The 13,883-nt window shown below is 54.6% G+C and carries 9 protein-coding genes; all 9 read right to left on the bottom strand.

Annotation, left to right across the window (positions count from 1 at the left end; genetic code table 11):
* Positions 1-116: 116 nt before the first annotated feature.
* Positions 117-1,229, bottom strand: a complete 1,113-nt coding sequence (locus GSQ82_RS14175; RefSeq protein WP_158792892.1) for a cupin domain-containing protein — start codon at positions 1,227-1,229, stop codon at positions 117-119.
* 44 nt (positions 1,230-1,273) lie between these two features.
* Positions 1,274-3,265 carry a thiamine pyrophosphate-dependent enzyme gene (locus tag GSQ82_RS14170; RefSeq protein ID WP_158792891.1) on the bottom strand — a complete coding sequence of 664 codons (1,992 nt, stop codon included), beginning with the start codon at positions 3,263-3,265 and terminating at the stop codon, positions 1,274-1,276.
* 639 nt (positions 3,266-3,904) lie between these two features.
* Positions 3,905-4,900, bottom strand: a complete 996-nt coding sequence (locus GSQ82_RS14165; protein ID WP_158792890.1) for a LysR family transcriptional regulator — start codon at positions 4,898-4,900, stop codon at positions 3,905-3,907.
* 488 nt (positions 4,901-5,388) lie between these two features.
* Positions 5,389-7,869 (bottom strand): TonB-dependent receptor, encoded by a 2,481-nt coding sequence (locus tag GSQ82_RS14160; protein WP_158792889.1) that lies wholly within the window; start codon positions 7,867-7,869, stop codon positions 5,389-5,391.
* A 27-nt stretch (positions 7,870-7,896) separates the two neighbouring features.
* Complete coding sequence (locus GSQ82_RS14155) at positions 7,897-8,826, bottom strand: protoheme IX farnesyltransferase (protein ID WP_158792888.1); 930 nt, start codon at positions 8,824-8,826, stop codon at positions 7,897-7,899.
* Between the two features lie 130 nt (positions 8,827-8,956).
* Positions 8,957-9,808, bottom strand: a complete 852-nt coding sequence (locus GSQ82_RS25745) for a cytochrome c oxidase assembly protein (RefSeq protein WP_158792887.1) — start codon at positions 9,806-9,808, stop codon at positions 8,957-8,959.
* A 37-nt stretch (positions 9,809-9,845) separates the two neighbouring features.
* A complete protein-coding gene (locus tag GSQ82_RS14145; protein WP_158792886.1) occupies positions 9,846-10,445 on the bottom strand; it encodes a heme-copper oxidase subunit III in 600 nt (199 codons plus the stop codon).
* Between the two features lie 14 nt (positions 10,446-10,459).
* Positions 10,460-11,386, bottom strand: a complete 927-nt coding sequence (locus tag GSQ82_RS14140; RefSeq protein ID WP_158792885.1) for a cytochrome c — start codon at positions 11,384-11,386, stop codon at positions 10,460-10,462.
* Positions 11,358-13,874: a cytochrome c oxidase subunit I gene (ctaD, locus tag GSQ82_RS14135; protein ID WP_158792884.1), complete on the bottom strand. Its 2,517-nt coding sequence runs from the start codon at positions 13,872-13,874 to the stop codon at positions 11,358-11,360. The genes GSQ82_RS14140 and ctaD overlap by 29 nt, the downstream gene beginning before the upstream one ends.
* Positions 13,875-13,883: the final 9 nt, after the last annotated feature.

Here is a 13,883-nt window from a genome sequence, read left to right as displayed (position 1 = left end):
GAATGTGATCTTGTCATCTCCCATCCACCAGATGGAGTACCCTTGCTCCGCCGGAACAAGCTTGGCCGATCGAATGACGGGAGGATCTTGCTGCAGTTGTTCCGTGTGTATATGGTTCATCGAATAGGGCCGCCTTTGCCAGCCAAGAAGACCTCAGAGCGCGGTAACTTCTTGATGACCTCGCTATTCCAGCCGAAGTTATCGGAAAGGACATACTCTGGATTGCCGGCCAACCAATTAGAGAGGTTTACCGTTGCGTATTTCCCAGTGTTGAAACCAATCAGAACACGCGCTGGCTCTGTATCGCTCAAGTTCTCGATAGAGTGCCCGTAACCCATAGGGATGTACCCGACGTCTCCCTTTTTCAGATTCTCGATGCGGTAGCGGCCGTGAGATCCAAACAATGTGTCTTGGACATTGCCGCTCAAAACGTATTGCCATTCATCCGCGGTCGGGTGCCAATGAAGCTCCCGTAACGCTCCAGGTTCTAGTTCGAGCACTACCGCAGTAATCGTGGTCTGGATTGGAAAGAAACTTGAATCAACGAGATATTCGCGCCCTGCGGGTGTCGATAGATGAGGTTCTTGGGCGAGCATTCGGAACTTGTGAGTCTGTGGGCAGTCGAGCAATCCTCCTCGGATCGGCGGAGCTTGGACAGCCGGCGGTACCGGACCTTGCGCGAAATAAACCTCATGGTCTGGGATGTTCTCCAAATCACCTTCCGTGCAACCGAGATTCTTCGCAAGTATGCTTTTGGGAGTGTGGCCGAGCCAGTCTGTGATGCTGAACGTCCCAAATTCGGAAAAGTAACCATTATCGAAGATAAGGATGAAATGGCAGATCCCTGGACCCAACCCCTGGATCGAATGCGGATGTCCCTTTGGGAAGTACCAGACATCGCCCGGTCCAAAGTCGTTAGTCTCCGATCGTCCTTGCGGATCTACCAGTGTTGTACGGCAGTTTCCTTCAACCACGAAGCCCCACTCTGCAGCTGTTGCATGCCAGTGCAGTTCCCGCATGCCTCCCGGCTCTAAGCGCATGGAGACTCCAGCAAGACCTACTGAAATTGGCAGTTCAACGACGGTGGCTTCTCGAGCGGTATTTTTTCCAATCGTTTTAGCTTCCGCCGCTTCGAGGGCATATGTGTAAGCGGGCAACTCGCCCTCATGATTATTTTGACCGGAACTCGCATGTGACGCGGATTCGTTTGACTTTGTTTCAGCGCTCATATCAACAAATCTCCTGTATCGAATCGGCGAAATCGTTTTTCTTGTTACTTCGTGGAAGCGCTCGGATGTCCAGAGCGACGTTCAAGTGCAGATTCGCGCTGAATATCAAACGAAGCCTGAGGTTCTTGCTTCGCGTTGGTGGATGGTCCAGCATCGGGAAATAATTCGGGCACACCGGATTCAAGGCTCTCGGAGAGTACCTTGAAGTCCTTAGGGTTCAGCTCGTGCAGGTTGCGAGACATATTCAACGCAATACGCCGTTCGGCCGGTTGGCCAGAGCGCAGTCCTATCCGCAACGCCTTCGCATAATGCTCAGCCTGGGCGGGACGAATATGTCCGGGCATGACAGGCTCGAATGGGTCTACCACACCCTCGACCACGACCGGCCCTGCCGCATCGAGCGCCTCTTTCACGACGGCGTCGACCTGGTTGGGATCCTCGACGCGAACCCCCACCGCACCACACGCCTCCGCAACCTTTGCAAAGTTGATGTCCTGAAGCTCAATGCCATACTCCGCATGTCCGAGAAACATCATCTGCTCCCACCGGATCAGCCCCAGGGCATTGTTCTTGGAAACGAAGAGTTTTATGGGAAGGTTGTACTTGACACAGGTTGCGATCTCACCCATCAGCATGGTGGTCGCGCCGTCACCTGCATAGGCGATAACTTGCCGATCGGGAAAAGCGACCTGTGCGCCAATCGCATAGGGAAGAGCGTTGGCCATGGAGGCGAGCGTGCCGGAACATGAGAACTTCTGGTCTCCGCGAATATTGATGTGGCGCGAGGACCAATGTGTCACCTGGCCAACGTCAGCACAGATGATCGCGTCATCCTTCAGGTGTTTGCTGATCGAGCCTATGAAAACCTGTGGGCGCATCGGAACGTCCTTGCTCTGCTCCTGCGACTCCATCAGGTCGCGCCACTTTTCCATGGCTTCCTGAGCTCCCTGGAGGTAACTGCGATCTACGTTGCGCTTCAGCAAAGGCAGGAGCGCAAGCAAAGTCTCCCGCGTGTTGCCGGTCAACCCAACCTCGACGGGATATCGCAAGCCGATGCGTGCTGGATCGATGTCAATCTGCACGCCGCGTGCGCTTCCGACCTTCGGGTAGTAGGCGGTATATGGCATCGACGTGCCGATCAGCAGGAGCGTATCGCAAGTCCTCATCATCTGCTGCGATGGGGCTGTGCCAATGATGGCGACACCACCCGTGGTGTACGGGCTGTCATCGGGAAGAACTTCCTTACCAAGAAGCGCCTTTCCCACGGGGGCGCCGAGCGTCTCCGCGAGTTGCTCGATCTCAGCGCGGGCTCCGCGAGCGCCTGCGCCCACCATGATGAAGGTCTTGCTGCCAGCGTTGAGAACTGCCGCCGCCCGTTCCAGATCGATTTGCTGTGGGCTCACGAGAGGTATGGTGTAATCCGCCGAGGTGTGGCGAGGCTGATCTTCCTCAGCGAAGTGGCCGGACGCCGCCGCCGCCTCCTGAACGTCGATAGGGATACCTAGATGCGAAACACCGCGATATGAAAGCGCGGAACGAACGGCGAGGTTCACCATGTTCTCCACGTGCGCCGGTTGCATGATGCGTTCCGAAAAGGGCGCTACTTCACCTATAAGCCGGACGGTGTCGAAGTCCTGCTGAAAGTGGGTCGCAGTCACATCGGAATACTGCAAGCCGGTGATGGCGAGTACGGGAGCCTGGTCCGCTTTCGCATCATAGAGGCCGTTAATCAAATGAATTGCGCCCGGACCGGAGGTGGCTAAACAGACACCAAGTTTGCCGCTGAACTTCGCGTATCCGCATGCGGCAAAGGCGGCGGCTTCTTCATGGCGCACTTGAATGAATTGAATCTCGTCGCGGCGCCGGCGCAACGCTTCAATGACGCCGTTGATGCCATCTCCTGGATAGCCGAAGATGTGACGGACGCCCCAGCGCGAAATGAGTAGGTCTACTAGAAAGTCGGCTGCGGTCAATCCCGGAGCTGCTTCGGACGAAGAGCTGAATGCATTTGGTTCTAGATCGGTATTAGCCGTCATAAGATAGTCACCGCTCCTGATCCGAATAGTAGGAGCATCCTCTCATTGCCCGCAGTCGTAATCTTGCACGGGCTATCGGCTGCTTGCGACCGTAGCAAGCCAATGAAATGCTCCTCGGTTATTCGGAGACTTCGCATCGAGACGCCCACGATGACCCTGCCAAAACCGGGACGAAAAGAATTCAGCCCAGTGCCGCTATCTCTGGGAATCCGCTTCGCGCCTCGAGGCTCGCCGGTAGAGGTCCGCGTGCGAGTTGGCGACCATCAAAGGAGGAATTTTCCCAATGTGAAAAGATGGAGTACGCCCTCTTGTTGTCGATCGGTCACGACAGACAGTCTGCCGAAGTCTTAGCTGACGACACGGTTCGTTGCGGCTGTAACATCCGCCGGGCTGCTTGCCCCGGTGCCAATCCGCTCAGCGCTTTCGATTTGGGATGGTATTCCGCGGAATTGGAGCGCATGGCGAACGCCTCAAGAGCGACGACATGTTACGGACTTTACGTTAAGCGCAGAGCGACAAAGCCACTCGCTGGGCCTAACGCTGCCAGCTATTCCTCATTCAGGCGTAAGAGAAGTTGTCCACGGCGCAGGCAGGCACAGCTCTTCGCCGAGTCAGACGACGTTCCAAAATGAAGCCAGCCTATAGCTTGAGTGATCCGACCCTGCGTGGTTTCCTTGCCTTGGCCGATGGGGACGCTGGCGACGGCAATGATTCCTGAGAGGAACTCCGGCCTTCTCTTCGAACCATCTCCGGAAGTTGGACCGCAATGAAATCAAGAAATACCCGGATGCGCGGGGGCAGGTATCGACGGTTGGCACAGACCGCAAAGAGATCGATCCCATCGCACCAGAAGTCCTTGAGGCATTCAACAATCGTACCGTCGTCGAGATCAGGTTGGACATCCCAGACCGCCTTCAACCCAACTCCTCTTCCAGACCGCACCCAGTTGTGCAAGACTTCACCGCTGGTGGTTGTCAACGTTCCGTTGATGCTCACCTCAAACCGATTACCTGCCTCTTGAAACACCCATCTGTCCATGATTCTTCCGCCCCGAACGAGCCGAATACAATTGTGCTCGTGCAGATCTTCGGGGCGCCGCGGAATCCCGTGGCGCTTCAGGTAGGCGCGGGAAGCACAGACAATACGCCTCGTTGATAAAATTTTCTTAGCGATGACGCTGGTGTCCGCTGGCAGGCCCACGCGTAGTGCGATGTCAAGCCCGTCATCGATGACATCCAGCCCTGAATCCGAAAGATTCAAATGGACCTGAACTCCAGGGTATCTCTCAACAAATCGAGCGATGAGTGGAGCGATCAGTCTTCGACCAATACCCATGACCGCTCCGATGCGAAGCTTCCCCTCGACAATCTTGCCATGTGAGGTAGCCTCCGCCTCGGCCTCGGCTATATCCACAACAATGCGTTCGCATCGCTCGTGGAATAGATGACCTTCTTCGGTTAATTCAAATGTTCGAGACGTGCGGGTGACCAGTCTAACGCCAAGCCGTGACTCGAGCGCACTCAGACTCCTGCTCATCGCTGCCGGTGACGAATTGAGGGCCCTCGCGGCAGCGGAGAGGTTACCGGCCTTCACAATCTTCACAAATAGTTGAATCTCTGCTACCTCGTCTGTCACAATTCGCCCCTCTTCCCTGCCATATACGTAAAGCTGCTGTCCATTCTAACTATCTCTTAAGCCTTAGGGGATACCGTAGCTTGACTACTTCAAGACGGGACTGCAATGGATGGAGGTACGTCGAATCAAATCGGCCAGAAGTAACGAAGACGCTTTGCTATATTTCTGTCCCCGGAGTAGTGCTACATCTGGGGCAATCCTATGAAACCCAGCCCCGCGCAACGAAAGCGAGAAGAGCTGTAGACACTTACATCAGCGTTCAGGATCAGGACATGCGCATAACCCGGAAAAATCGATCTAAAGCGGCTGCGACAGGGATCGTTGCGTGTCCCAACTACAACTTGTCAGGGAATATTCAGATCGATATCGTCGAACGAAAGATGCCGGCGGTACCAACCTTCGATTCATCGCCGACTCGCGGCCTGCCATAGCGCCGCGCTTCATGACGACGTTGATTCCGAGTGCCGATCGAATCGGTTGGTGGGGGTTCAGAAAGCAAACTGCAGCGAAGTCGAAATGGTCCTCGGCGATCCGAGGTGGGCAGTATTGCTGCTTGCATTGGCTCCCGTGATATCGCCAGCTGCGATCGTCGAGTAGTAGTGTGTATCGGTGATGTTGTTGCAGGTGAACCGAAGTATCGCCAATTTTGTGAAGAGCGTTCGGGAATAGCGAAATCCGAAGTCGAAGGTTTTGTATGCCGTCGTCGTATGCAGGTTCTGATCGTCCTGGGGACGCTGCCCGACAAATTGCCAATCGCCCGTGATATTGAGGTTGGCGACGCCGGGCACGCGGTATTCGCTGAGAATATTGGATTTGTAGGCAGGGATACCGACGAAGCGCTTGCCCTCCGTGGACGGAACGTTTGTATCATTGAGTCGAGCATTCAATGCGGTGAAACCTCCATCCACGACGAGGCGATGAAACAAAGTGCCCTGCCCCGAGATCTCTGCTCCGTAGTTCACCTGCTGGCCGACAATCGCGTAGATATTCTCGGTGGCGCTCCCGTTGTACGAGATCGTGTCGGCAAAGGGCCGTTCCAATCGAAATAGCGCAGTTGTGATCGCAAGCAAGTGCGCATCTGTCTTGAATCCCAACTCCCACTCCTTGCTGCGGTATGGGGCGAGCGCCTCGTTGGCATTCACAAGGTTTGAGCCCCCAGGGGCGATATCTCCCTGCTGCAGACTGCTGGCGTAGGTAGCGTAGGCGGTGGTCCAACTCGTCGGCTTGTACATGACGCTGGCAGAGGGACTGATGCCCTGTTTGTTCGAGCCGCTGGTCCGCGCAGTAGCCGAATTGTTATCGACTCCAATCCAGTCCTGGCTGGCCGCGAGCCTCACAAGAAAGTGGTCACCGAAGGACAATAGATCCCCGAGGTTGAAGCCTTGCTGATGCACAACGGCAGACTGATAGAGTCCCTGGTTTTGCGGAAGACCCTCCGCGGGAGGCGCAAAGATCTTCGGATCGGTGACATTAGCTGTTCCAAGCAAAACTGTGTTGGCGGGGGGAGCAGTGTAGGCGTACTGGTTGAAGCGATAACCTTCGCTGGCCAGCACGACGTCCTGCTTGATACGCCACTTATTGATGACGCCTGTGATGTAGCCGAGATCGCTTTCCACGCCGAAACGTGGCGCGAAGCCGGTAGCCAGAGAGCTACTATAGTCACCACTATTATTGGTGATGGTATTGACGGGGGTATCGATGAAGCGATCAAGCCGTTGCGCAAGGCCGCCAGCCATCGCGTGCCAATTCGGAGAAAAATCGTGGAGAAAGCGAACGCTGGTGCTCTGTGTGGTGAGGTTCACACCCGCATAGGCCTGGCCAAGACCTACCCGAGTCGGGTCGGGTGCGGTTGGCAGGAGAAGGGTGTGTTGCAGCACTCCATTGACTGGTTTGGGCGGCCCATACGAGAACCATCCCGGATAGCCCCGCTGAACGATGTCATAAACACTATAGTGAGCATCGATCAAGGTCCTGTCCGTCGGCCTAACGTTAAAGGCGAACTCGGCGAGGCGACGGCGCAACCGGCTGGCTTCGACAAATTGGGTCCCATCCCCGAAGAGCAAATTGGTCCGGTAACCGAAGATCTTGTGTGGTCCCACTCGGCCTCCTGCATCCCCATAGATGGTACCAACGGTACTGCTATCCTGCTCCAAATACAGATTCTCTGTCCGGTCTTCGGTTGGCCGTTTGAGAACAAAATCGAACATCCCAGAAGGATTTGCCGGTCCATACATTGCGGCACCTAGACCATTTTCGACCTGCATCTCCTGATACTGCTCCATCGGATTACCACCGGTAATCGCCATTGCCATTCCATCCATGCGCGTGTTCTGGGCGATGCTGCCTTGTATGCCCCGCGTCGACGGGCGAAGAATCTCCGGACCTTGTTGTTCGGTGAAGGAAACCAGCGGGAGATACTTGATGGCGTCCCGCAGATTCTTTACCTGAGTATTTGAGATTTCGTCGGACGACATAATCGAAATTGTGTACGGCTGGTTTACAAGCGGTGCGCTCCCCATAACACCGCGGTCGACATTGCTGACGTAGTATCCGTCTGCCGGGGTTCCCGCAGAGCCACTGTTGACTGTGACGGATGTACTCGCTCCGGCAACGACGAACAAGATATCTTGAGTGATATTTTGTCCAGCCGCTACGGGCAAAGAAGGCTTAATGACTGGTCCGAAGCCGGCTTTGTGCGCCTCCAGGCGATAGTTTCCCGGATCCACTGACAGAAACGTGTATTCCCCGGACAGGTTCGTTGTTGTCTGTAGGGTGAGTCCACTCTGGACATTGATCAACGTCACGGAGGCATTGCTCACCACGGACCGATCCGAATCTCGGACCGTGCCACTTATCAGCGCCGATTGGGCGTAGGAGTGTATGGATCCAAAGAGCAAGAGCACCACGAAGAACGACAGATAAATGCAAACGCCTGGAAAGGGAAAATGAACTTTCGAGTGGCGAGACATCGGGCTCCTTGAGTTGGGACATCGTTTCTACGAAATGCGTTGCAGCCAAAATAGCGCTATGAGCAGCGGAAGATACAGGACGGAAACCAGTAGCACCTTCCTCGCAACTCGATAGGTTGCCAAGCGCACGAAAGCAAGTATGCTGGCGAGGTAAATACCGTCGAGGACTAAAACCGGAACGAGCCCGGAGTGGTTCACGAGGTGAGCTGCGATCGGCACGAGAGTGGCGACGGCAAGCATAGAAAATGTCCCAAGCATCGCTCTACCTACGGCGAGCTTAGACTGGCCGTTTTTCGGGAGCATTTTTAGGCCTGCGCGGGCGTAGTCTTCCTGATACATCCAGGCGATGGCGTAAAGATGAGGGAACTGCCAATAGAACAAGATCAGGAACAATGCCCAAGCAGAAGGCGATGTGGTTCCGGATAACCCGGCATAGCCGATGACCGGGGGCAACGCGCCAGCTATGGCGCCGGGAACGACAGCGAGGGTCGATAGCGGTTTTACCCGGGTATATGCGATCAAGTAGATGACAGAAGTAAATAGTCCCAGGACGGCAGCAGCCGCGCTTGGAAGGCAGAAGAGCACAGCCAGGCCTGACAGGCTAAAGGCAGCACCGAGGAGTACCGCCTGATACATCTGCACTCTACCGGCAGGCAGGGGACGCGAAGCCGTCCTCTTCATGAGACCATCGGTTCCGACCTCAAGGCACTGATTCAAAGTCGCAGCTCCAGCGGACAACAGGGCTGTACCGGAGAGCGTCAACCAGAGTTTGTGATCCAACCAAAATATCGATCCGCGCTCTGCACTGGCGAAACGAGCACCAAGCAGCGTCGTGATCATGATCATCGAGGTCACGCGAGGTTTCGCCAGAATGAGGGCATCTCGCACGTTCATTCTTGGTGCTGTCGTTCCCCTCTCGCCCGGCAGGACCTCATTACATACGGCTTGTATTGCCATTGATACACTCCTCGGGTTTTCCTCTTCAGCCTCTATTTCAGTGGTAAGCGAGCCATATAGTTAATGGTGGGTGGCCGTGACACATTGAATCGCTGCTCGCATCGAGACACACCGGCCTTCGTTCTGCGCATTACGTGCTCACTCTTCTGGCTTCAACGGGTTTGATTTGTGTCCGGAAGCGGATTGGTAATAGGGCGCTCCCGGACAATCCCTGGATTGTGATCATGACAGCCGGGACCAGATAGACGAACGTCACCCAAACCCACATCGTCACACCCGCACATTCCTGGTCACGAAGAGCTGAGTTATTTGTTAGTTCAGCGCCGGATGCATATGACGAGTAGACAACGCGGCCACAAAAGGTAAGAAATGCCGAAAGCGTGTCGCACGGCAGTGTGGCGAGAAATAGGTACACCGGGACAAACCACCGAGGCCGTTTGCACTCGGACCACTGTTCTATAACTGGCAGACAGAAGAGAAGCCCACATACGAGAAAAGTAACCTGCTCGAAATCATGCCACCATTTCGACCGCATCCCTAATTCGAATAGTGCCGGTACATGCCATAGGATGACGCATCCAGTACCAGCAGACCAACAAAGGACTGGGTGAGCGAAAGGCCCCGTAAACCGATGACTCGGCGCATACCGAATAAGCTGGTCGGAAACTCGAGGACTAAAGCTGCGGAGAAGACTGTATCGCAGTACCACCCCAGGGCGTCCCAGCAGTATCAAGGGAGCGGCGACTGTCATTAACACAAGGTGCTGCACCATATGCCAGATGAGGGATCGATGATCCAGGTACGCGAGTGGAGTGGCCCAAACACCCGCGGTCAGAGTAAGTCCGATGAGGAAAGACGCGAGGCGCCACTCGCTATTGTTGAGAACTTTCCCGATCCGATACCAACCTAGTGAATAGACGAGGGTCAGCAGAATCAGAGCGATTATCAATGGCAGAACAATCGATGATGATTCACAATGCATTTCTTACCTCGCTTGATTCAATGCGCTGCGGTCAGGGTCAGCGTCCGATGACATAGACGACAGTGAATACGATGATCCATATAACGTCCACGAAGTGCCAATAGAGTGACAACACATCAAGACGCTCGCAGTGAGCAGGCTTGATAGCGCCAAACAGCGCGAAAATCATAACTGTCGACAGTAAGATCAACCCCACAATCACATGAAACCCATGCAGCCCAACCAAGGAATAGTAAGTCGTACCGAATACGTTAGTGCTGATGGTCAGACCGTGCACATAGATCAATCGATACCATTCTCTGGCGGTGCCATAGAGAAAGGCTCCGCCGAGCGCTATCGTTGCCAGCCACCAAATCACAAAAGCTTTGGAATTCCCACGACGCAGTTGTTTGATCGCCGCGTGGATCGTGAGACTGCTAGAAAGCAGACAAATTGAAAAGAGGATAGGCGGCTCTAGAACGTCCTTCGGAGTAGGTCCCGTGAGGCTCTTGCCCAGATAAAACAGGTAGGCCACAACAAAAATTGTGAAGATGGTAGACTCGGCTGCGATCAGCCCCAACATCGCCACCCGACCCCGGACGAAAAAATTTACCCTGCCTTCCGGAATCTCTATTGCCACCGCCGCGGTACTCGTCATATTTCCTCCACCTGTTACGGATTCGAAGTCCAAGATCTCTTTACTGGCTTGAGCGTACGTAAAAAGCGCACAAGGTCTGCAGCATCTTGATCGGACATGTCACGATAGACCAGCAAGTACGGCATCATGTGACTCAGTTGGCGGCCATCGGGTGTGACTCCGTTCCGAACCGCTCGAATGATCTGCGCGTCCGACCAGGCGCCGAGCCCGGTTTCAGTGTCGGGGGTGAGATTCTGAGCGATCAGCAGGTGGCCATCCGGCAACGGTACTTGCATTCCGCCCCCTTCAAACAAATGCTCCGGCTCATACGCACCAGAAGGATCTCGCGGCGAGTGGCAATCCGCGCAGGTGAATACCCGCGCCAGATAAGCACCACGTTCGACGGTTCCAACAGCTGGCTCGTGCTCAGGAACGGGTATAGGTGGCGTCGGCGGTGGAAGGGCCAAGCCTGGAGGAATAGAGCTATTTGGCAACGGCCGAAGTATGGGGTGAAGGGTCTTGAGGTACGCGATCAGGTCGCGCATATTATCCGCGGCCATGCCGTTGTATAGTTCTGTGGGCATCTCGAACTTGGACGCGAGGTGTCCGCGGATGTCGCTGTCGAGAAGCTGTTCCGGGTACTGACTGGCAATCGTAACGTTGGCGCTGTAAAGCAGATACCCGTTCGGTCCAGGAAACGGCTTACCACCCGCCAGGAGCAGCTTGTCGTCCAAATGAATACCGTCAACCTGGCGAACAGTGTGGCATTCCACGCACCCGTATACTTTTGCAAGATATTCACCATGCTTGGAGTCGCCTCGTTGAAACCCAACTGCATGGTTATGCTGAGACCGTTCTGTGCACCCTACGAGCGTGGAAATGAATAGAACTAACACAGAGGTCATCAAACCTCGATAGCGGATGGAGGCTGAATTATCGAGCATCGGTGCCTCCGTTTTCATCGAAATCTTCTTCGAGACCAGCTCGCTCTAGGAAAGGAAGGTGCTGCCAAGTGCTGAGGCGCTCGTTTCGAGAGACGATAATTCCTGCGGTGATGCCAAAAGCAATCTGAGAGACGATAAACCATGGCCAATCGATCCTCTCGTTGAAGATAGGATTGACTATTCCGAAGAGTGTGTGCGCAACGGCTGACGCAAAAACGGGCATAATGGCGCCAGTCAGGAGAACAGGATGACGCGGAAGCATGGGCAGAATGGCGCCATATAGAAGCCCGACCAATGTCGTTGCGAGAAAAAAGATCGCCGCGCCAATGATCAGAGCGTCCCAATGAAAGGCGCTGAGCTGAGCTGCTGTCGCCCTCTCTGGGAAAAAACCTGCTGCGAGAAGATTCAGTGGATACCACACGCCGTGGCGAGCTAGAGTAGCCCAGAGTACCGCAATGATAGCCATCACGGAGCCACCAGCGAGTCCACCTTTAATACCTGCGGACATTGGATAGATCTCAATCGGTAGTCTTGCCCGATGCCGCTGGCCTGTTATGTGATGAACCTCAGCTACTTCTGGACGGTTCGTAGAGATAGGATCCGTCGCAGCTACAGTGAGCAATTCGTGCTTCTCCTGAGGCAGGACATCACAAAACCAGCCGACGCAGCCGCAGAGCGCCACGATCGCTCCCAGAATGCTGATAAGCGCTGTCGTAACCAATCCCGCGAAGATCAGTGCGACACCGAACGCGAAAATAAGGGGGAATGGCGTGCTTGCCGGAATCGACAAGCTTCCACTTTCGTTAGCCTGTGGATCTGAGAATGGCTCCGACGGTTCGAAGCCCCAGTCAGGGTCATCTGGATGCTTTAGATCCCAAAGCGGGCGGCGGCTTCTGACAACGGGAAGTGAAGCAAAATTATATACGGGCGCGGGAGAACTGGTAGACCATTCGAGCGTCCAGGCATCCCAAGGATCATTCCCAGCTATTTTGCCTTTGAAATAAGACCAGAACAGATTACCTGCGAAGACCACAATCGCGGCCGCCTGAAACACGACGCCGATGGTCACGATGAGATTCCACACCTCCCAGCCGCGTCCCGGCTCATAGGTGTAGATTCTGCGAGGCATTCCCAGAATACCTGGGACGTGCATGAAATCGAACGTGAGGTGAAATCCGATTAGAAAGAGCCAGAAGTGCAGTTTGCCAAGCGTCTCGTCCAGCATCCGGCCTGACATTTTAGGAAACCAGTAATAGAAGCCACCAAAGATACAAAAAAGAATGCCTCCGACGATCACGTAATGGAAGTGCGCGACAACAAAGTAGGAACCTGTAAGCTGCCAATCGAATGGCGCCGAGGCAAGCATGACGCCGGTCAGCCCGGCGACCAGGAACTGGAACAAGAATGCAACACAGAAGAGCATGGGCGTTTTGAACTGCAGCTTTCCTCCCCACATCGTCGCGAGCCAGTTAAAAATCTTGATTCCTGTAGGCACCGCAATCGCCATCGTTGTGAACACAAAAGCGTTGTTAGCGTTTGCATCCATACCTACGGCGAACATGTGGTGAGCCCATACGCTCATGGCGACAAATCCGATGGCGATGGTTGCACCAACCATCACCGGATAGCCAAATATCACCTTGCGGGAAAAGACAGGAATGATTTCCGATGCTATCGCAAATGCAGGTAGGACGAGCACATAGACTTCCGGATGACCGAAGATCCAGAAGAAGTGCATCCAGAGAAACGCAGAGCCGCCAGCTGTAGTGTCAAAGAATCGGCCGCCCAGGTATCGATCGATGAGCAACATAAACTGTGCTGCCGTGAGCGGACCGAGCGCTAAGATCACCAGGCCTGCCATGACCAGGTTGAGCCAAGCAAACAGCGGCATCTTTCCGAGCGTCATCCCCGCGCATCGCGAGCACAGAATGGTTGCCAGGATATTGATTGCTGTCCCGACGCTGCCGAATCCGGAGATCAGAATTCCAATTGTCCAGAAATCGGTGCTGTGTCCCGGCGAAAACGTCCGGGAAGTCAAGGGTGCATACGCGAACCATCCAACGTCGGGTGCGCTTCCCGCCTCGTGAAATGGTCCCCCAGCAAAGAAACTGGCGTAAAGAATTAAGGCGCCAAACAGCATAATCCAAAAACTAAACGCGTTCAGGCGAGGAAAGGCCATGTCGCGGGCACCGATCATCAGCGGAGTCAAGTAATTTGCGAAGCCGAAAACCAGTGGCATTGCCACAAAGAAGATCATCGTGGTTCCGTGCATCGTAAACATCCGGTTGAACAGCTCCGGCGAGACAAGATCATTATTTGGCCGGATGAGCTGCAACCGCATGATTGACGCTTCGATTCCGGCGATGATCAGAAAGACCAGCGCAACCAGAATGTAGAGAACACCCAGTCGTTTGTGATCGACGGTTGTCAGCCATTCGCGAATATTGACTGAGAGAAAGCTCCACACCCTCTCCGTCCGGGACAATGTCGTTGTTTTGCTTTCCATGCAGTGCTC

The organism is Granulicella sp. L60 (assembly GCF_009765825.1).
Classification (GTDB): domain Bacteria; phylum Acidobacteriota; class Terriglobia; order Terriglobales; family Acidobacteriaceae; genus Edaphobacter.
Note: the sequence above shows the minus strand (reverse complement) of the source record. Positions and strands in the feature narration are given on the sequence as shown.